Annotated in this window: 8 protein-coding genes, 1 tRNA gene and 4 pseudogenes; 10 read left to right on the forward strand and 3 right to left on the reverse strand. The window is 60.2% G+C overall.

Annotated features, from left to right (window positions below):
* Nucleotides 1–107 precede the first annotated feature (107 nt).
* The 5 genes from PHO31112_RS24820 (at nucleotide 108) to PHO31112_RS24845 (ending at nucleotide 4,721) form a co-directional block, all read left to right on the forward strand.
* Nucleotides 108–1,664 (forward strand): hypothetical protein, encoded by a 1,557-nt coding sequence (locus PHO31112_RS24820; protein ID WP_150624086.1) that lies wholly within the window; start codon nucleotides 108–110, stop codon nucleotides 1,662–1,664.
* Complete coding sequence (locus PHO31112_RS24825) at nucleotides 1,661–2,587, forward strand: S1 family peptidase (protein WP_150624088.1); 927 nt, start codon at nucleotides 1,661–1,663, stop codon at nucleotides 2,585–2,587. The genes PHO31112_RS24820 and PHO31112_RS24825 overlap by 4 nt, the downstream gene beginning before the upstream one ends.
* 242 nt (nucleotides 2,588–2,829) lie before the next feature.
* Complete coding sequence (locus PHO31112_RS24830) at nucleotides 2,830–3,375, forward strand: hypothetical protein (protein WP_150624090.1); 546 nt, start codon at nucleotides 2,830–2,832, stop codon at nucleotides 3,373–3,375.
* 68 nt (nucleotides 3,376–3,443) lie between these two features.
* Nucleotides 3,444–3,776: a winged helix-turn-helix transcriptional regulator gene (locus PHO31112_RS24835; protein ID WP_150624092.1), complete on the forward strand. Its 333-nt coding sequence runs from the start codon at nucleotides 3,444–3,446 to the stop codon at nucleotides 3,774–3,776.
* A gap of 871 nt (nucleotides 3,777–4,647) precedes the next feature.
* Nucleotides 4,648–4,721 (forward strand) — tRNA-Gly (locus PHO31112_RS24845).
* A 94-nt stretch (nucleotides 4,722–4,815) separates the two neighbouring features.
* On the opposite strand, the gene PHO31112_RS24850 is transcribed toward PHO31112_RS24845, so the two are convergent.
* A complete protein-coding gene (locus tag PHO31112_RS24850; protein WP_150624094.1) occupies nucleotides 4,816–5,061 on the reverse strand; it encodes a BTB/POZ domain-containing protein in 246 nt (81 codons plus the stop codon).
* A gap of 249 nt (nucleotides 5,062–5,310) precedes the next feature.
* Between PHO31112_RS24850 and PHO31112_RS27815 the strand changes: the two are divergent.
* Both PHO31112_RS27815 and PHO31112_RS24860 read left to right on the forward strand, forming a co-directional pair.
* Nucleotides 5,311–5,412 (forward strand): annotated as a pseudogene (locus tag PHO31112_RS27815) (site-specific integrase); the annotation flags it as partial.
* 222 nt (nucleotides 5,413–5,634) lie between these two features.
* Nucleotides 5,635–6,690 (forward strand): TRAP transporter substrate-binding protein, encoded by a 1,056-nt coding sequence (locus PHO31112_RS24860; protein ID WP_150624098.1) that lies wholly within the window; start codon nucleotides 5,635–5,637, stop codon nucleotides 6,688–6,690.
* A 189-nt stretch (nucleotides 6,691–6,879) separates the two neighbouring features.
* Here PHO31112_RS24860 and PHO31112_RS24865 read toward each other — a convergent pair.
* Nucleotides 6,880–7,720 (reverse strand): annotated as a pseudogene (locus PHO31112_RS24865) (IS110 family transposase).
* On the opposite strand from PHO31112_RS24865, the gene PHO31112_RS24870 reads away from it, so the two are divergent.
* Both PHO31112_RS24870 and PHO31112_RS24875 read left to right on the forward strand, forming a co-directional pair.
* A complete protein-coding gene (locus PHO31112_RS24870) occupies nucleotides 7,628–7,861 on the forward strand; it encodes a hypothetical protein (RefSeq protein WP_150624100.1) in 234 nt (77 codons plus the stop codon). The pseudogene PHO31112_RS24865 and the gene PHO31112_RS24870 sit on opposite strands and share 93 nt — an antisense overlap.
* Before the next feature lie 437 nt (nucleotides 7,862–8,298).
* Nucleotides 8,299–8,691 (forward strand): annotated as a pseudogene (locus tag PHO31112_RS24875) (integrase core domain-containing protein); the annotation flags it as partial.
* Nucleotides 8,692–8,717: 26 nt separating this feature from the next.
* On the opposite strand, the pseudogene istA reads toward PHO31112_RS24875, so the two are convergent.
* Nucleotides 8,718–9,230, reverse strand: a pseudogene (gene istA, locus PHO31112_RS24880) (IS21 family transposase); the annotation flags it as partial.
* A gap of 100 nt (nucleotides 9,231–9,330) precedes the next feature.
* Between istA and PHO31112_RS24885 the strand changes: the two are divergent.
* On the forward strand, nucleotides 9,331–20,616 hold the full coding sequence (locus PHO31112_RS24885; protein WP_174995878.1) for a Tc toxin subunit A-related protein: 11,286 nt from the start codon (nucleotides 9,331–9,333) through the stop codon (nucleotides 20,614–20,616).
* Nucleotide 20,617: the final 1 nt, after the last annotated feature.

Genomic DNA, 20,617 nt, shown 5'->3' on the forward strand with positions numbered 1-20,617 from the left:
AATGAGTGATGAGGGCCTTCTTCCGGTTCAACCATCCTCCGTTTGAATGATGTGACGAGTCATTCGCCCCAGTTAGACTTCTGCAAACTACTCGGGGGAGTGTGCATATGGTCAGCAATGGTAAGCAACGCGTGTATCCCGTCGCCCTTGCCGTCGTTCTGACCCTGAGCAACGCGGCTGGCGCCAATGAGCTTCGCGTGGAATGGCTAAATAGCCCATGTCCCAAAGGACTACCCGCACAAGACGCCGAAGAAGGCGCCCAGAAGTTTGCGCCGATAGTGGGAGCAGTAATCACCGTGCTCGCACCGAAGCTGATAGCGGCCGGCATCGACCTGGCCGCCAAGAAGCTACAAGCTGCGGGAAGCGACAGACCCGACCTGCTTTCCGCGCGCACCGATGCGTTCTTCTACGAGTATCTCCGCCAACGCCGGAACGCCCTTCAGGCCAGGTGCATCGTCGCTGTCGAGGCCGAGAACTTCAACGCGCCCCTAACGGAGGAAGAACCGCACCGGTGGCGCATCAACGCCCCGCACGTGGGTGGATTTATCAATCCACGCATGATCTTCATGGCGGCGGTTGAACCCGCCCCGGAAGGCAAGCTCTTCAGGCTTGTACCCACTTATCTCGAAATCGGCGACTGGCGTGTCCACTCGTTCTTCGGTGGCAGCAAGCGCGATTACAACTTCACCGTCAGTCTGACAGCCATTGGTGCAGCCAAACCCTTCGCATCAACCGACCTGGCATTCAAGGGGCTCTCCGATCACACTGTCTATGTCGCGTCCGATCCAGTGCTAAGTGCACAGGTCTCAGACTTTATGCCTCTTCCAGAAGTCTCGACCGGGGGTGCCAAGTACGTCAGTGATGTTGAGACCGCCTGGGCCAGCAAAGACCGGGCAGCATCGCTCCTCGACGCTCAGTACAAGATTTCCAACGAGAAGAAGAAGCGAGCCGAACCGGGCTATGAGGCGCCTCCGGGAAAGGAGCCCAGCGTTTACAACGACGGACGCTACACGGCCAAGCTTGATGCCTACTGCAAGGGCGTGGCGCAGAGCAATAAGCCATTGGCCAGTGCTCAGCGTACGGTACCTGCCGAATGCAACTGGCGTAACCAAGTCGCCCTTGAAGCCGCGACTTCCACAAAGGCAGACGCCGAACTCCGCCCCACCTCGCTCGTCTGGGCCGCAAAGACTTGCTGGCCCGACCCAACCGTGCGAAAGCAGCAGCTCGCCATGCCGGCGCCAAAGGGTTACATCTGCACGGAACCAAGCACCCTCGCGGAGGCGCCTTCTAAACTCCATACTCGGGTCGCGACGCTGGTCGTTGTGTCGGAAGTTATTCCTGGCAGCAAGGCCGCAAAGTTCTTCGGTGACGTTTTGGCAGACAGTAAAGCCGACGTCAGCAAGGTCATTACTGATCAATTGCCACCGATGACGGACCAGGCGAAGGATGCGAAGGATTCCGCGCAGCGAGCGCTACAGCAAGCCGTGGTGGACGCCGATTTCCAGGTAACCTTGGCTCAGAACCGGCTTGACGAGTTGCCGGCAGACAGTCCCGCGAGCAAGTTCACTGAGTTGCGGATGAAGCGCCAGGCGGCTTGGTATGCAGCAAATAATGCGTATCGTGCTGTAGGCCGTCCCCCTCCTTATCCGGAAACGGACCAATGAGCGCTCGTCTCGCTGCGGGGTTACTTGCCACTTGCCTCGTATCAATGGCAAGCGCCCAAGTCGCGCCGCTAGGAATGAGAGCCTATGACCCTTTCATTAATGGCGGCACCAAGGCTGCCCCCGAGACCGCCAGATATATGGCCGCAATCATCCAGGAGGGGGCGAGCTTCCCAGCCGGGTATATATGCAGCGGCACGGTAATAGCCGATGGCTGGGTGCTGACAGCGGCCCATTGCACATTCAACGTTGAGTGCCAGGAGATTCTCCCGCAATCGCTCAAAGTCTCTGCTGGCGTACTCGTCCAGACGGCAAACAGCCCCACGCGCCCAGTGACCGACATCCGTCGCCACGAGAATTTTCAATGCGTCCCACTCAAACAACAGCGCATCGACATAGCGGCAAACAAGCCGCTTCCAATGGGACACGACATTGCATTGCTTCGTGTTCCGGCTGCCCGCGCGCCTACACCTCGTCTGTATATCGCGAGCGCCGCGTCTCAAAAGGCAGACGTTGACTCACTCTTTGTTGGCGGCTGGGGGACGACGAAATCGGGATCCGGCTCGCCTTCGACATTACAGTCGGCATCACTCAGTTTCGTTGACACCACAACGTGCTCGACTGCCTGGCAGCCTAGTATTCTCAGCACCGATTTGCTCTGCGCGGCGCAAAAATCAGCGGGTACCCCAGTGGGCGTTTGCAGCGGTGATAGCGGTGGCCCACTGGTCGGACATTGGGGCACCAGCGAAATACAATTGGGCGTCGTCAGTTTCGGGCCCTTTCAATGCAGTACAGTTGATCGGCCCAATCTATTCACCGACGTCGCGATGTACTGGCAATGGATTTCGACGATCACCGGCAAAGGCGCGGTGCAAGCTCCCTCACTAGGCTGCACTGCGGCAGACATTGAGAAGAGGTTGTGCTGATGCCATTCGCGTCATGGGGTCGCATTGACTGGCCTGGAGAAGAAACGTCGGTGGTCGCCAGAAGCAGAGAAAAGCTGGAGAAATGAACTGCGCCGCTGATGGGGCTACCCTCCGTGCGAAGTGCCGTGTCGACACTGAACCCGAATCACGCCGAGTCGGTGGCATTTCGAATGTCCCGGGAAACTTCGTTGTGCTAGCCTTACCTTCGCGATCGACGACCGAAGTACTCCTTGTAACTGGCGATGCAAACCAACTCGAAATCAACCAAATGGGGCAATTTCGCCCGCTTACTGGCCGGATTGGCTTTCGCGGCCGTCGGATTTCTGAGCACGTCACCCGACACGAGCGACGCCGTCAGACTTATCGGGATAAGCGTTTTTGGCCTTGCCGCCATCTATTTCGGTTTGCGGCTCCTGCCCCTACGAACGCATAACCGTAAGGTGGCGGCGAGTCCAGTGGCGGGCAATGTCGGCGCAATCACTGTGACGCACGACGATGATTCCATTACGGTCACATTCCCGAACGGGCGCACCCGGTCGGTGAATTGGGATGTGCTGACAAAGATCGTGATCAGAACGACGGACGAGGGGCCTGTCGTTGACGATGTCTTCTGGGAGCTTTACGTCGGTGACGCCCTCAAGCTTGCCTACCCTCAACACGCCGACAGTGACCACCGGCTTCTTAAAGCCATGCAGGAGCGGCTTCGCGGTTTTGATAACGAGGTCGTGATCGAAGCAATGGGGTCCACCGGAAACGCGAACTTTACCGCTTGGGAACGTGTGGCCTGATGTCACACGCTTCTATTCATCAACCGGCGAGCACCGTTGCTCGCTGGCTTACCTGATGCTCTGACCCGATGGCAGTTCGAGAACTGCTAACGAAGATTGGTGACACGTGGACGATCTTCAGTGTGCTTTCGCTTGACCTTCTCGGCGGACGCGCTCGATTCTCCGTGCTTGAACGTGCGATTCCGGGGATTTCGCAACGGATGCTCTCTTCGACCCTGAAGAATCTCGAACGTGACGGCCTGGTAATTCGCGAGTTGTTTCCTGAGGTGCCGCCGCGCGTCGAGTATGAGATGGCGGATCTCGGAAAGAGCTTACTGGCCCCGACTCAAGGACTGGTTGATTGGGCCAAGGACAACGGGGAGCAAGTCAGGGATGCACAACGAAAATATGACGCGAGATAGCGTTTAACACCGGAGCAGCCGAGTCGTCGTATTCACGTCGACTATCGCCGCTCGAACCGGCAAACAGGTAAATGAGCATATCCTCCCTGTCACCGGAGCGAGTGTTCAGGTTGGCACGCGATGTCGGAGTTGTAATGGTCCAATCGATCCAGGAGCTTGAGGCGCGCATCGATCGCCTTGAGCGCGAGAAGGCCATTTAAAAAAGCTACCGCGCTCTTAATGTCGGAAGGGATCGAACGTACGCGCTGATTGCCATTACCTGATGCGCCGATACAACTGGCTGCGCCCGCATCAATTTAACGACGGCTTAGCCCCAGCAGTAGCTACAGCAAAAAGCGAGCCTGTCATCATCAGCCTCAGGAAGCCACCTCTGAGGGACGTGCGTTGCACGTTTCGATAAATTGAATCGTAACAGAAGCACCTTCAAGCGAGCAGACCCGCGTCGGCGCGGCGATGTTAAATAGCCCGTATCCCCGATACGCTGGCAAATCGGGGCTGCTCTCTCGAGAGTCCTAGAGCCACGGTCGTTCGAATATTCCCTTGAGCAAGTACCAGACGCTCGTGCCACCAGAGGTGATACCGCCGACAAGGTGCAGGCTGGCAACGTAGAAGTACGCTGTGGTTCCATCCTCGAACCGATAGGTTCTGGGCGAGTAACGCCCCCACAATAGAGGCTTATGGAACGCGAAAGCTTCGTACGCTGCGGATAGACAGTAGTAGCTTAATCCAAGAAGTAGTGCCGCTCCGGCCAGAAAGCCAAGCCGGATCCAGACGGCACGCCGCCTGCGGTCGACGACGGGCCACATCAAATGCTCATTGCTGCGCCGGCGCATCAGAGATTTCCTAGATGTTAGTTCTGGAAAGTATAAGCGCGGGCTTGGCTGAGTGGTCAGGCACCTGCCTTCCAAGCTGAATACACCGGGTCGATCCCGGTAGCCCGCTCCATTGCACCGGAGCGAGCCTGAACGCTCACAGGCCATGGCCGACATGGTTAAAGCCGCATCGCCCCGGCGTTCTGCCGGAGTGCCCTTCCCAACTTTCACTTCCGAGGTTCCCGATGCCCGGCCACGTATTCGCTCGCCCTGACCCCGACTACACCGACCTGAAAAAGATCGGGCGTATCACCATCCAACGCGACGGCACACATGGCGTCGCTATCGTCGTCGATGGATTCGATTTCGAACAGTCTGGGACATGCCGACAGCACAACGCGAAAGCCATTGCTTGGGCGCGAGACGTGCTCAACACCGAACTCCAGGCCCTTCGCCTGATTCCCGGCGGCCACCCCTGGTGTCGATCTCCAACATGTCTCAAGACGACCTCGACGGCGTTGAGGAGGACGTCGAGTGGCTTCAGAAAACCCCCGGCGTAAATGCAACGTGCATCATCAATCGCAAATCCGGCGTTGCGCTATACACCGCGCCCGTGAATGGCGGCGAGCGCGAGAAGCCTGCGCCGCTGTACCTGAACGGCTGGCAGCTTCTCGAAGCGCCGGACCTCATCGCGCCAGACCGAGACACCGACGTCGATCAACGCTGGAGTTCGGTACCGAAACCCATATCAGACCCGGCACACGTACGCGTCAATGATGCTCTCTGCCGGCGAACATCCGATGTGGGTTGCGAAGCAGATGGGGAAGCACCTTGAGCACCTCGGGATCTACCGGCAACCCTTTCTCCTAGAGTTCCCTCAACTTTGGGATAGTAAGCCGAAATCCCAGAAAATTCCGTCTTCCGTATTGTGAAAATTCAATCGGTATCGCGCTTAACGTCACGAGCACCAAAAACTTACAGTTGTTACGCTACCTCTGTGCCAAGATCATCCCCTCTGCACCACTACGCCCTCATCCGTCCCTACCATGCGCCCTCTTCGCTATCCATTTGCTCAGGCCGCGCTGCGGTTTGCCATCACCGCAGGCCTTGCTGTTGGTGTCCTCGCCCTGCTCGCCCCCATCGCCCATGCGCAGTCTGCGCCGATGGTCTGGCAGATGGCCACTGAATACCCGGCAACGTCGATGCCGGGCGAGGGACTGACAACATTTGCGCAAGAAGTTGCTGCCCGCACGCAGGGCGCAATCGTCCCGAAACCAACCTTCGATGCCAGCGCTGGCGTCAAATCCGCCCAGATGCCTGCCGCGATCCGCGAGGGCAAGCTGCAAGCCGGCGACGCATTTGGCGGTGCGCTGGGCGAGGTCGATCCGATCTTCCTGCTGTCTTCCCTGCCGTTTGTCGCAACGTCCGTCGACAAGGCACACCGCTTGGCGGACCTGGCTCGCGCCGACTACGCACGCGCCTTTGAGAAGCAAGGCCAGCACCTGCTCTATATCACGCCCTGGCCGCCCACAGGCCTGTGGTCACGCAAGGCTGTTGACACGCCTGACGATCTGCGCACGCTATCGGTGCGCGCCTACGATGAAACCTCTGCGGAGGTGATGCGCGCGGCCGGGGCGAAAGCGCAGAACCTGGCATTTGCCGACACCATGCCGGACCTGAAGGACGGCTCGGTGAATGCCGTCCTGTCGTCGGGCGATGGCGGTGCCGGTCGCAAGCTGTGGGAGTACCTGCCGTACTTCACGGCCATCGGCTATGCCATGCCACTGTCGTTTACAAGTATGAACACCGCCACATGGCAGGCCTTGACGGCGGCCCAGCGCGATGCCGTCACCTCCGCAGCCAAGGCCACCGAAAACAAGCAGTGGGCACGGCTGAACACACGAGTGGCGGAGAACACCGCCCGCATGCGTGGCAACGGCGTGACGATTCAGGACACGCCTACGCCGTCCGTGCAACAGGCGCTGCGCGACGCGGGTCTGAGCGCGGTAGGCGTCTGGCAATCGCGCGTAGGCGAGCGTGGAGCGCAATTGCTGAAGCTTTACCTGGGGGCGTCGCAGAAAACGGAAAAAAACGCACTATAAGGGCTTCCCCGTTGAGCGCAAGGACCTCGTTCGCTAATCGGGAAGTAGATCTCCCCCGTACGATTTTCAGGCATGCTCCGCGCGGGTCCAACCCGCTTCACATCACCGCTGGCAGTGCAAAGCGATCGTTTATTCGCTCAGACTACCGTTACTTCTGTTGGTGTTCGCCTGATGAACGGCTTGTGGAACTTACGAGGCCGCAGGCTCGTGCTTGAAATCATCACCGTACTTCAGGATCGCCCACGCCATTCGCGCATTTTTCGCTGCGATCGCCACGGCCGCGCGCCAATATCCGCGCCGCTCAACAAGGCTTCGCACCCAACGGCTGAAGCGGTCCTGCTTCTCGCCGAGACTCGCAATAATGGCGTGCGCACCGTTCCACCAGAAGATAGCGCAGATAAGCGTCGCCTGCCTTTGTGATGCTACCCAACCGTGCCTTGCCGCCGCTGCTGTATCAGGCGTTAGGCCAAGCCATGCGGCCACCTGGCGTCCGCTCCTGAAGTCATGTCCGGCTCCAAGGCTCGCGAGTAGCGCGCTCGACGTGGTCGGACCGATACCGCGTAGTTGCATCAGCCGCTTGCTGCGCTCCTCGACGAAACCCTGCCCGGTCCGGTGCAGGCAGAGCGTGGCCTGTTGGTGTTCATCCTTCAGCGGCACAAAATGCATGCTCGGACGCATCACTGCTTCGCATATGGCCGCCGCATCGGCAGCGTCGTTCTTGCCTCGCTTGCCCGATATCCGGTATGGGGCCACGAGCTTCGGCGCCATCAGCTTCACCATGTGGCCGTGCTGCTGGAACACACGAGCCCAGTGATGCGCTCCGGAGCAGGCCTCCATGCCAATCATGGCACGGTGGAAGTTGTGCGATCAGCGCAACCAACTGGTCACGTGAGACGCGCGGTTTGGTCAGTACCGCCTTGCCACTCTCGTTCACGCCGTGAACGGCGAATATGTTCTTGGCAAGATCGAAGCGGACGAGTTGGTGGGTGCCACGCTGGGCGACATCCGGCCAAGCGAGCAAGGGGAGCATTGGCCGCATGTCGACGACAAAGGCGAAAAACACGGCAAAGTCGCGTTGCCGCCGTTGGCGCGTTCGGCGTTCGGCGATTTGCATAGCGACGAGCTCCAACGAGCAAGACAGATGAGCCAGACTTTTACTGCATGGAAATAGCGCAAGTGCCGGCAACAGATTTCGGGTGTCACCGTCCCTTAAATCTAGAGATAAGACGGACTATTGTCATAACTATTGATGTTATGTGTCATTTCCGACTTTATCCCGGCATGCCCCCTAAGAGAGTCCTCGTGTCCTCAGATACGTGGGGGCACTCAACAGGTTGCCCACGCTCATTCGCCCTATATGATCGGATAGGTGTTAAGTGGGCTGTTTCAGGCAAGAATTAGCGAGAATTGTCAAAGAGATGAGTGCGGCCACGAAGACATCTTCTTCTGGCTCTGGAACGTCATACCAGAATCCGAAAGCGTGAAGAAGAGCCGGTACAGCGACGAACAGATTGTGCGGATACTGCGCGAGGCGGATCGAGACACCGTGCCTGAGGTGGCCAAGCGGGACCTCGAGATTGAGGTCATGCGGGAGATCGGCGCAAAAAAGTGGTGAGCGCGAAGGTATCGTCCTCGGCCGTGATCGATGTGGCGGGATCGATTCGCTCACGTCGAGTCATTGAGGTGCTCGGTCGATTGATCAGCGTGCACGGCGCACCACGTTATCTTCGGTCAGACAACGGGCCGGAGTTTGTCAGTACGGCGCTTTTGAAATCGGCGGTCCAGGAGCAGATCGAGACAGCGCTAATTGATCCAGGCAAGCCATGGCAGAACGGCACCAACGAAAGCTTCAACGGAAAATTCCGTGATGAATGTTTGGCGATGGAGTGGTTTCGGAATCAAAGCGAAGCGAAGATCGTGATCGAAGACTGGCGAACACACTACAACGAAGTGCGCCCGCATTCGAGTTTGCAATACCTAACCCCGGCAGAATTTCGACGGGCTAGCGAACGTAGTTCAACCACGGGGACTACCGTCTTGACGCTGTCGTACAGAACCTCGCGAGGAACCCCACCGAAGAAATCGAACGCACACTCGTGGCAACCCAGCAGCGTTGGCAGTCGTTCGTCGGTCACGAACTCGACGTAGCTCGCCCGACTGTAACCGAGCGTCGCGACGAATGCAGACAGCAGCAGCTTGCCACGACGGAACACGATCCGTGTCGACCTGCATCGGCTGTCCCGGATCGGTTTCGAAGCGCACCAGCGGCTCCGGCGCCTTGATTGACTTCAACGACCGCGATAGGCCCGGAGCTGCGTCAGCCCGCCGTCGTAACCCATCGCACGAATCTCAATCAGCAGCGCTGTCGCCGGCAGCCAGGTCGGATGCGCCGCTCTAGCTCGATCATGCAGATAGACCTTGAACGGATCAAACTTCTGCGTGCGCCCCGACTGCGGCGCGCGATTCTGCTCAGCACAACTGCGTAAGTATTTGCGCACGGTGTTCCTCAACAGTCCCAATTCCCGTGATATCTCCCGCATTCAGGGAATTAAATTTCTTTTATACCGAATCAATAATTTTGTAGGCTACTCTTCGCTTTTATGATTTTCCTTTCGTAGCATGGCAATTGGGGGATTGATCATGGGCGTGTCACAGTCTGGCCGGACCGAAAAATCAGCTATCCAGAAATTTTTGCAGAATAATCCGGATTTCGATCCAGTCACTTTTGATTTTTTCGACAAGTCTGCAGTTCAAGCACTGCTCCAAGCCGGCGGCCTGGCGGATACTGACAGCTCCCCCACAGAGAAAGTGCGCGCTTCCGGCAAGCCGAAGAGGTCGACGACCTCCGAAAATATAGTGGAGGTCGATGCCCTGCAGGCCTACCAGCGCATGCTGCGCCTGACCGGCGACGGCGCGACGGCGGAGGTTCTCGTCTCGCTCGGGCTCGATTCGGCGGCAATCATCGCCGCCATGTCGCCAGCCCGGTTTGTCCAGACGACCAAGCCGGTTTTCGGCGACGACGAGGCGGCAGCGCGGGCCATCCATGCCAAGGCAGGCCATATCAAGACGGCGGCGCTGCATCTCTATGGCAGCGTCAAGGAACTGGTCGCCTCCCCCTCCTATCGTAAAGCGGCCTTCAACAGTGTCACTCCAGAACTGGTCGACTATTTCACGCAAATCCCCAGCTATACGGAGCTGTTCGCGAACATGAACTATTTCGAGACCGATCCGGGCCAGACGGTCTTCAGCCCGGCGGCCTATTTCTTTGATCTGATGCGGATCATCGACGAATACGTCACCCATCCCAACACGACGCCAATCAGGACCATCCCCCAGGGCTATACGCTCGAGGAGCGCCGCCCCGACCTGTTCAAGCTGAAGCTCACGCCCGCGAATACCTTCGACGAGGTACCGACACTGGCGCTGGTCAATGACATTCTCGCCCATTTGATCACGGCACGCGGCATGGGCGAGGCCTATCAATATCTGGCGCTTGCGTCCTATCCGTTCAATCTGCCGTTCAACCGTCCGCTGCTGGCGCTGCGCCGCGCGCTCGCCGTCATGCAGTGTCCGCTGGTGGATCTGTACCGAGCGATGGAAGTCGACCATGCCCCCCCCGCCGCCGACGGTGATAATGCGGTGCTGCCGCTCGATGTGGCGCGCGAGGCGACGGGGCTGTCGATCGCCGAGCTTGTCCTCGTCACCAAACCTGCGGGCGACGCCGCCTACAGCTTCCCTGGCTCCGGCATCGTCGGCACCGTGGCCGGTTCGCCTGATGTTGTCGGCATCGGCACGCGCTTCACGTCCGACATCGCCGCTGGCGACTGGCTAACGATCGGGCCGGAGACTCATAAGGTCGCCGCTATCGCCAGCGACACGGCGCTGACGGTAGAGAGCCCCTGGACTGAGGCCACCGCTGTCTCTTACGAGGCCGTGCGAGGAGAGAACAGGTTCCCGGGCAAAGGCACGATAGACGGCACAACGTCTAACGATATCGTCACGGGAAGGGGCACGAGCTTCTCGATCCAGGTCAGGGTCGGCGACCGGATTGCCATGCCTGAGATTTCCATAGACGGGATAGAACCGGTTCGCACCGTGACGGCTATCGTCTCCGACACGAGCCTGACGGTCGATCATCCTTGGCCTCTCGGGTTCAACGGGATCGCCTACACGATTATTCCCTTCAATGCGGGCAAGGGTGAGGTCGCCGTCACGCAGGGGAGCAGCACGGTCACGGGAACGGACACGGGCTTCACAACCCAGGTCAGGGTGGGCGACGAGATTACCATTACCTTCGATCATGAGGATCTGGGGTTTCGTACCGTGGCCGAGGTCATTTCCGATGATGTCCTGAGGGTCACGCAGGCTTGGCCCGTGTCATTTGACGGCGCCTATAAAATCGAACTCCCGGGCAGCGGGGTCGTCGCCATCACGGCGGGTGAGACGACAGCCACCGGAACGGGCACGAGCTTCTTCACGCAAGTCAAGCCCGGCGACTCGATTACCATCAGGGGATTGGGGGATGACGTAGGCTTGACTCACGTCGTGACCTCGATCCTTTCCGATATTAGCCTGACGGTCGAGCGGCCTTGGCCCACGTCACATGGCAGCAACACGTACCTGATCACTTCGGGCAACCCGACCAAGGGCAAGGTCGCTATTGAAAAGGACGATACGACGATCAGGGGAACCGGCACGAAGTTCTTGACCGATGTCAAGGTCCATGACGCGATTGGCCTTTTCATTGATCAGGATCTGCCGGCACATACCGTGACCAATATAGTCTCTGACAAGAGCCTGACGGTCGACCGGCCTTGGCCCGCCTCCTATGATGGCAAAGGCTACAAGATTACTTCGGTGAGGAAGGGCGCGGGCGGCATCGTCTACAGACGAGGAGAGACCGGGGTCGTGGGCATCAGCACGGCCTTCATCGCGGATTTCGCCGCTGGCAGCGAGATCCGTGTCGGTGACGTCACCGTCCCGGTCACCAAAGTCGCGTCGGACACGAGCCTGACCGTGGCCACACCGTGGTCCGAAGCAGCAGGCGCGGGCTATCTGATTGCGCTGGCCGATGGGAGCGAGGCGGCGGTGTCGCGCGCCTATGGCTACGATATCCCGCGCACCTCGCCGCCCTTCGCCGGCACCGGCATCGTCGGCTCCCTCGCCGGCTTACCACGGGTAATCGGCATCGACACGCGTTTTCAGTCCGAGATCGTCCCCGGCGATCAACTGACGATCGGCCATGTCACCCATACCGTCAACGCCATCGAAAGCGATACGGCGCTGACGGTGGACACCCCGTGGAAGACCACCAACGCCGTCTCCTACGTCGCCGTGCCGGCGCCGGGAACTGGCCAGCCCCACCGCACATTTCCTGGCACGGCCACGATTACGATCAAAGCGGGTAGCAACGAGGTGGTGCAGTACAGCAGTAATACGAACTTCCGATGGCAGTTCACACCCGGCGATAAGATCATCGTGGAGGGTGAGACGCGCACCGTGGTCGAGGTTATCAGCGACGCAAAGCTGACGATCGATCAGCCTTTTTCCTTTGATAAGAACAACGTCCCCTACCAGGTCGACTGGCCCTACCGTGGATTTCCGGGTGCTAACACGATCAACGTCCGTGCGGACAGCACCGACGTGGTGGAATATTACTATTCCACGAACTTCCTGACCTGGAACGCGCCCGGCGACAAGATCATCGTGGGAGGTGAGACACGCACCATAGTCGAGGTTATCAGCAATACCAAGCTGACGATCGACCAGCCTTTTACTTCTGACGGGACCAACGTCTTCTACCGGTACATCCCGACCAACCGCACATTCGTGGGCAAAGGCCAGGTTTATGTCAGGTTGGATAAGAATGAAGTTTGGAAAGAGGGTTCTGATGCCAGTTTCCTGCGCCAGGTTGCGCCCGGGGATCGGATCATCGTGCGCGACCATGCGCGCACTGTAACGGATGTCCTCTCCGACACGAACCTGAAGATCGACCGGCCTTTTCCCTTTGCAGGGGACTATCTCTCCTACCTGATCGTCCCCGGAGGGGGGCAGCCCCCGGCTTATATCGGTTCGGGCGGCATCATCTACAAGCGGGGCGACATCCGTGTCGAGGGCATCGGCACGACCTTCACCGTGGATTTCGCCAATGGCGGCAGTATCCGCGCCGGTGACGTCACCATCCCGGTCGCCAAGGTCGACTCGGACACAAGCGCGACCGTGGAGGCCGGGTGGCGCACCGATGGCGGCGCCGGTCTGATGATCGCGCCGCCCGAGCGCAGCGGCAGAATCCTCGACATGTTGCCGAAAGCGGGCACCGGCACGGTCGAGCTCACCAAGGACTCGACGCGCCTCACTGGCAGCGGCACAGCCTTCCGCAGGCAAATTCAGGTCGGCGATCAGATCGTGTTTCCTGTCATGGTCGGCGACGAGACGCACATGACACGCACCGTGACGGAAATAATCTCCGACAGCGAGGCGGAGCTCGACAGCGAGTCCCCTATCACCCAGGGGACACTCCACTTCACCATCCTGGCCCACGACGGGCTCGACGTCGTCGACGTCTTCCGCGAGCGCACCGGGCTGACGCCCACGGAGCTGACGGCGCTGCTGCGCCAGAACCTCGACGACGCCGAGTTCAAGGCGGGCGGCGCCGATGGCTTCTTCATCAACGATACGGGCGAGACGCCGGCCACGATCACCACCTATTTCAGCAACGACCCGGGCAATCCGGTGCAGCGCCTGTCCGGCCTGACCTTGAAGCGGCTCGACCGGATCAGCCGCTTCGTGCGCCTGGCGCACAGCCTCGGCTGGTCGTTCACCGATCTGCAATGGGCGATGACGGCGAGCGGCGCCACCGAGATCACCGATGCGCTGGTGATGGCTCTCGGCCGCATCGCCGCGCTGATGGAGAGCGAGAAGCTCGGCGTCGTTGAGATCACCGCGCTTTTTCACGATCTCAAGACCACGGGCCGCGTCGATCAGGCCAAACCGCAGGACCCGTTCGACAAGATCTACAACGCCCCCATGATGCTGAAGGGCGCCGATCCCTATGCGAAGGACTCGTCGACGCCGTTCGATCCCTTCCGTCAGCCGCCGCAGCTCTGGAACATCAACCCCGAGGAGGGAAAGAAGACGGGGACGGACGAGGTCATCCGCAGCCGTCTGCGCGCGGCGCTGCAGGTCAAGGACGCCGATCTGACGCGGCTCGCCGTCTATGTGCAGTGCCTGACCGGCGCCGCCAAGCCCGACGAGATGAGCCTGACGCTCGCCAACCTGAGCTGGCTGTGGCGGCTCGCCGCCACCGCGAAGCGGTTCGGCTGGACGGTCGACGCCTACCTGACCTTCCTCGGCCTCGCCTATTATCCAACGGCGAAGGATTACTTCCTCCCGCCGAAGGACGCCGTCAGCTTTGCACTCGACAAGCTCACGGATCAGTTCGCCCTGGCGCACTGGGTCGAGGACAGCGACTTCGACATCGCACAGATCCAGTATGTCGTCAACGGCACCGCCCAGGGTTTCTCGCCGCCCTATGCCGAAGACGACGTCGCCAGCTTCATGGCCGATCTCGCCGCCATTGCCGCGTCGACGCATCTCTCCAGCACCACGCTTGCCGCCGTGCAGCTCGATGCGGCGCAGGCGGACGCCCTCTTCGACAAGCTGGTAAAGGAGAGTTTCGTCACCGCAACCGGCATCGTGCTGCCGCTCGACAAGAAGAAAGAAGCGACCGACCATACGGTCAGCTATAACGCCGTCGCCGATCTGCTTCCGGTCCACGTCGGCGGGAACGATTCCGTCTTCGGCTTCAACGACGCCTCCTTCGCCAGCGCCAACAAGGGCATCAGCGCGGAGGAGTCGAAGAATGTCTATGCCGCGCTGCTCCAGCACAAGCCGCCGATCCTCGAGCCACAGCCGTCCGGGACCGCCGCGGTGGCACAATCCTTCGGGCAAGCGACCAATATCTCCTTCCTCGCCTCGTTCTTTTCCAATGGCGCCATCGCCAAGGTGGAGACCGTGCGCCAGATACTGCTGGCGGCGCGCGATGGGATCGACAGCCTTATCAACATTCTCGACCAGACGCTCCAGGTGCAGCACACGACCTTCACCCGGGCGCTGGCCAGCTTCATCGGCGTGGCGCAGCCGACGGTCACGGCGCTGCTGCCTTTCGCGAGCGAGCGCGCGCCCCTGCCCGATTATCTGGAGGTTTTCCTGACGCCGCTGCCGGAGGGCAGCACGCTGCCCAAGCCAGCGCTGGCGTTCATCGCCGAGGTGGCGCGGTTCGGTCTCGTCGCCGGCACCTGCCGGCTCAATCCGGTCGAGACAGCCTATTTCACCTCAACGGATGGCGGGGAGCATTTCAACATCCACTGGCCCGTCTTCAACATCCGCGATATCAGCGACATCGCGGCCTATGTGACGCTGCGCAACGCCGTCGGGGCCGATAGGGCCGAGATCATCACCTATTTCAAGACGCCCGCCGATAACAAGGACCGTCCTGGCGGCAAAGCGGCGGCGCTGGTGGCGGCGACCGGATGGGACGCTAGGGATGTCGATGTGCTCACCGCCTATTTCTGGCCGAAACCGGCGCCGGACGATGCCAATACGGTCGTGGGGCTGACGCGGCTTGCCGCCGTCTTCGATATCGAGCGCCGGCTCGGCGTGCGCGCGCAGACGCTGAAGGAGTTGATCGCCACCAGCCATCTGCCGATCGAGTCCAAGGAGACGCCCGGCAGCGTCGATCCGGCCCATTGGAAGACCTATGAGGACGCGGCCGAGACCGCCCGCGGCATCGTCAGCGCCACCTTCAGCGACCAGGCGCGCACCGACGCCGATGCGACCATCGACGGCGAGGTCAACGCCGCATCGCGCAATGCGCTTGTCGGCAACGTGCTGTGGTGGATGAACGCCGCCAACCCGACGATCGTCAGCGTCAACGATCTCTACCGCTACCTGCTGCTCGATGTCGAAATGGGTTCCTGCACCACCACCTCGCCGATCGCCCAAGCCATCGCCTCGGCGCAGCTCTATCTGCAGCGGGCGCGAATGATGCAGGAGTCGGGCGTGCTCACGCTCGACATCCCGGAAATCTGGTGGTCATGGATGATGAACTACCGGATCTGGGAGGCCAACCGCCGGATCTTCCTCTACCCTGAGAACTATCTCGAGCCGTCGCTGCGACAGGATGCGACACCGGATTTCGAGACCCTGGCCTCGGAGTTGCTTCAGAATGCCCCGACCAAGGACAATGTGGTCAAACCGTTCCAGACCTTTCTCAAGGCGCTCGCGGTGCTCGGCGGCCTGACCCCGGCCGGCGCCTATCAGGCGCTTCGCAGGGATCCGCAGACGGGCGAGGAAAAGGACACGCTGTTCGTGGTCGGCCGCACCCGGGCGCAGCCCTATCAATTCTATTTCTGCACCCTCGACAATGCGGTCGAGTGGAGTCCCTGGCAGGCCATTGACCTCACCATTGCCGGCGAGCGCCTGTCGCCGATCCATGCCTTCAGCCGGCTCTTTATCTTCTGGAGCGAGTTCGACAGGTCGCAAAGCGGCACCGTCGCCAGTCAGAACTCGAGCACGCAAACCATCGACAAGGCGACCCTTCGCTATGCCTTCTACAATGACGGCGAATGGTCGCCCGCCCAGTTGCTCGACGACATGGCGCTGCTCAACACTTATCCATCGCCCTCTTATTCCCCCGGCCCCACCGACAGGTTCCAAAACTCCCTGCGCAGGAAGAACAGCTATTGGCAGTTTCCTTATGTGCTCGCCACCGGCCGTGGCTTCGTTGGAACGGGGCGTGTGGAATTCTCCAAAGACAGTGCGGTTCTCAATGGCGTCCGTACCCAGTTCACGCGTGAGGTGCGGGCCGGCGATACCGTCGTCTGCTTTGGTGAAAGCCGTATCGTCAGCCTCGTGGCAAATAACGATCAGCTCGTCGTCACGCAACCCTGGTCGGGCACGGTTGAACAGGCTGAATACAAGATCATTCCAGTAAACGAGACCAGCCATCTCATACCCTTTACCGGCACAGGCAAGGTCTCGACGACTGCAAACAGTGCGGGCGTCACCGGCAAGGGCACGCGTTTCCTCGATGAAGTCGCTTTAGCCGACAGGATCGCCATCGGCGGAGAATCTTACGTAGTCCTTGATATTCAGAGCCATGAACAACTCACGGTCAACCAGAACTGGACCGATGCGCACAAGAATGCCGCGTATACCGTGGCTTCCAGCCGGCGCAGCGATGAGGCGATCATGGTCGGCTACAGCACATGGCAGCAAACGGTGGACGCGGGAAGCTACACGAATTTAAATCCTGTGCCCAACGGCACCGAGGACACCTTCATCGCCGCACGGAATAGCGTCGGCCAATCGGTCACCGACGCGATGCGGCTGGCGTATCACTATCGCCCTGCCGCCAAGGGTGGCGGCAATCCTGTTGCCGGCTACGTGCCGGTGTCGAACTGCACCTTCCTCGACGCCAATCTGGCGCGCTCGTCAGCCAAGGTGCTGTGGGCGGACTATGCCTATGGCTCCGAAGCCAATGGCCGCCCCTATCGTCCCGAGTTGCCGCGCCAGTTCGCGCGCCTCTCCGTCCATCCCAGCGATAATCTCCTCTATGACAATTATTGGGGCACAAACCTGCCCGGTCTGCTCGATTCCGACCGGAATCCGACGGTGGAGGGCAGCGTCGACCTGCTGTTTAACATCAACGCGGACAAGGCTTCGCTCCTGCCCGTCGGCAACAAGCCGGGCTCGTTCCTGTTCGACAATGGCGACGAGACCTTCCTGGTGCGGCCGGACGACCCGACGATCCGGCACCTTTCCGAAACTTTGCTGCGCAGCCCGCGACCGTGGCCGGAGAAGGAGCTGGTCAGCAGTCAGATTCTGAGCACGGGGAACTATACGGCGTTGGGCAGCCCCCTCGCAGAGACCCGCTTCAGCTTCACCCGGCTGTCGACCTCGGTGATGCCGGAACTGCAGCGCCGACTGTTCCTCGACGGCATCGATGCGCTGCTCTCGCCCGCGTCGCAATATCTGCCGGAACTGCCGTTCGACCGGTTTTCCGGCGCGGCCACCGCACCGGAGCCGCAGGTCGTGCCGCCGACCTCGACGCTGATGGATTTCGACGGCGCCTTCGGCCTTTACTTCTGGGAACTCTTCTTCCACGCGCCGTTCCTCGTCGCCGACCGCCTGCAGGGCGTCGGCAAGTTCGAGGACGCGCTGTCCTGGCTGCAATACATCTTCAACCCGATGCAGCCGCCCAGCGCCGATGACGGGCCGGAGTCAGCCACGCGATTCTGGCGCTTCCGGCCGTTCCGCCACATGGATCAGCCGTCGCTGGCCGCCAACCTCACCGATCCGCGCCAGATCAAGGCCTACAATAACGACCCCTTCGATCCCGACGCCATCGCCGCGATCCGTCATGTCGCCTATGCCAAGGCGATCGTCATGCGCTATGTCGACGCGGTGCTGGACTGGGGCGATGCGCTGTTCACGCAATACACCCGCGAGACCATCACTCAGGCGACCAATCTTTATGTGTTGGCCCAAGACCTGCTCGGCGCCAAACCAGTCTCGCAGGGGCGGCTGCCACTGCCGCAGCCCAAGAGCTTCAGTGAGCTCAAGGCGAAATACAAGGACGAGATCCCGCAGTTCCTCGTCGACCTGGAGAACACACCGTTCCTGACGCGGCTCGACGACAACGCCCGTTACGCGAGCCAGCCGGTCAATGATGTGATCGCCTATTTCGCGGTGCCGGAGAATGCGGATTTCATGAAATACTGGGATCGTGTCGATGACCGGCTGTTCAAGATCCGCCATTGCATGAACATCGACGGTCAGGCGGTGCCGCTGGCGCTGTTTGCGCCGCCGATCGACCCGGCGATGCTGATCCAGGCGATGGCCGGCGGCGGGGCCGCGGCGCTGGCGAACGCCCTGACGGAGGGGGTGCCTCATTATCGCTTCGACTTCCTCATCGAGCGGGCCCAGGCTATCGTCGAGCAACTTATTCGCATCCACGTCAGTTTTTCGTTGAACCTGACAAGGCGGGATGCGGAGGCCCTAAGCTTGCTGACCACGGAGCAGGAGAATCTGCTCCTCAAGATGACCACCATGATTAAGGAGCAGGACGTCGCCGAAGCCGAGGCCAACGGCAAGGCGCTCGAGGAGAGCCTCGCCAGCGCGCATGACCGCCAAGCTTATTATGTTGGCCTGATCAGTAACGGTATCTCGGCCCGGGAGCAGTCGAGTCTCGACAGCATGATAGTCGGGAAAACCTTAAACATGATAAGCGGGATCGTGAAGGCGTCGGCATCCATCGGCTATGCCCTACCCCAGGCCGGCTCGCCCTTCGCCATGACCTATGGCGGAGCGCAGATCGGCGCCGCCCTCACGTCTGCCGCCACCGTGCTCGAGACAGCAGGAGCAGTCGCGGACCTATCGTCAAAGCTGATCTCGACCTTCGCCATTTATGAGCGCCGCGCCCAGGAGTGGCGCCTGCAGCAACAGATCGCCGCCCATGACGTGGCGCAGATCGACAACCAAATCCAAGCCAACTCCATCCGCATCGCCCTCGCCAAGCAGGGGCTTGTCATTCAGGAGGAGACGATCCGGCAAAACCGGGAGCGGGCAAGCTTCCTCAAGGACAAGTTCACCAACAAGGCGCTCTTTCAATGGATGGTCAATCAGATCAGCCGCATTCAATTCCAAACCTATACGGTCGCCCATCAGCTCGCATTGACGGCACAGCGCGCCTATCAATTCGAATACAACAGCGATCGCCGTTTTGTGACCTTCGATTACTGGGACGCCGCTCATGGCGGCCTGACCTCGGGCGAGGGTCTACAACTGGCGCTCACCCAGATGGCGGCGAGCGTGCTCGATACGCCTCGATCGCTGGAAATCGAGCGCACCATCTCGCTGACGGATATCAACCCCCTGGCTCTGGTCCAGTTGCGCGAGAAAGGCGAGTGCTTCTTCGAATTCTCCGAGAGCCTATTCGACCATGACTTCCCCGGTCATTACTGCCGCAAGATCAAAACGCTCTCGGTCTCGATCGTCTCCGCAGTCGGGCCCTATCGGGTCATCAAAGGAACATTGACGCAGCTCAGCAACCAGGTCGTCCTGAAGTCCGACAACCAAGGGCTCAATGCCGTCAAATTTCTGCTTGGAGAGGAGAGCGCCACAGTGCCGCCGGCCTCGGCGATGCGCAGCAACTGGCGCAACCACCAGGAGATCGTACTGTCGAACGGGCAGGAAGACAGCGGCCTTTTCGCGCTCAACCTGGAGGACAGCCGCTATTTGCCCTTCGAGGGCACCGGGGCCGTGTCGTCTTGGCTGTTGAGCCTTCCGAAGGGCACCAACCACATCGCCTTCGATGCTATCAGCGACGTGACCATCCGCTTGAAATACACAGCCAGTGATGGCGGAGACGCCTTTCGCCGCAAGGTGGCCGAGCTCGCTGAGCTGAAGACACTCGCGGGCTTCGAATATATTGACTGCCGTTCGATGTATTCCGACGCCTGGCAGCGCTTATTCGCCCCCGTCGGTCCGACGTCGGACACGCAGACCCTGTCGCTGCCCATCACCGATTTCGTGCCGCCGCACGTGGACAACGCAAAGCTAATGGGCTTCTACATTCGTCTGTCGGCCGATCAGTCTGTAGCGGGGTCCTATATCAGCGTGGATCTCAGCAAGCAACGGGCCCCGGACGAGGTGAAGCTCGATGCGGCCAACACCATGTCCTGTATGTTCGGGGAGAATGACAGGCCCTACATCAAAGACATTACGTCCAGGCCGGCCGAGATCATCTTCGATCTCAAGAATACTCCCGCCGCCCTGAAAACCGACGGCAAGCTGAATGCGGATGCGCTGAAGAATATAGAGATCGTTTTTTACTACGTGGGAGACGTGAAACTCTCTGGGTAGC

Source organism: Pandoraea horticolens (genome assembly GCF_902459555.1).
Classification (GTDB): Bacteria; Pseudomonadota; Gammaproteobacteria; order Burkholderiales; family Burkholderiaceae; genus Pandoraea; species Pandoraea horticolens.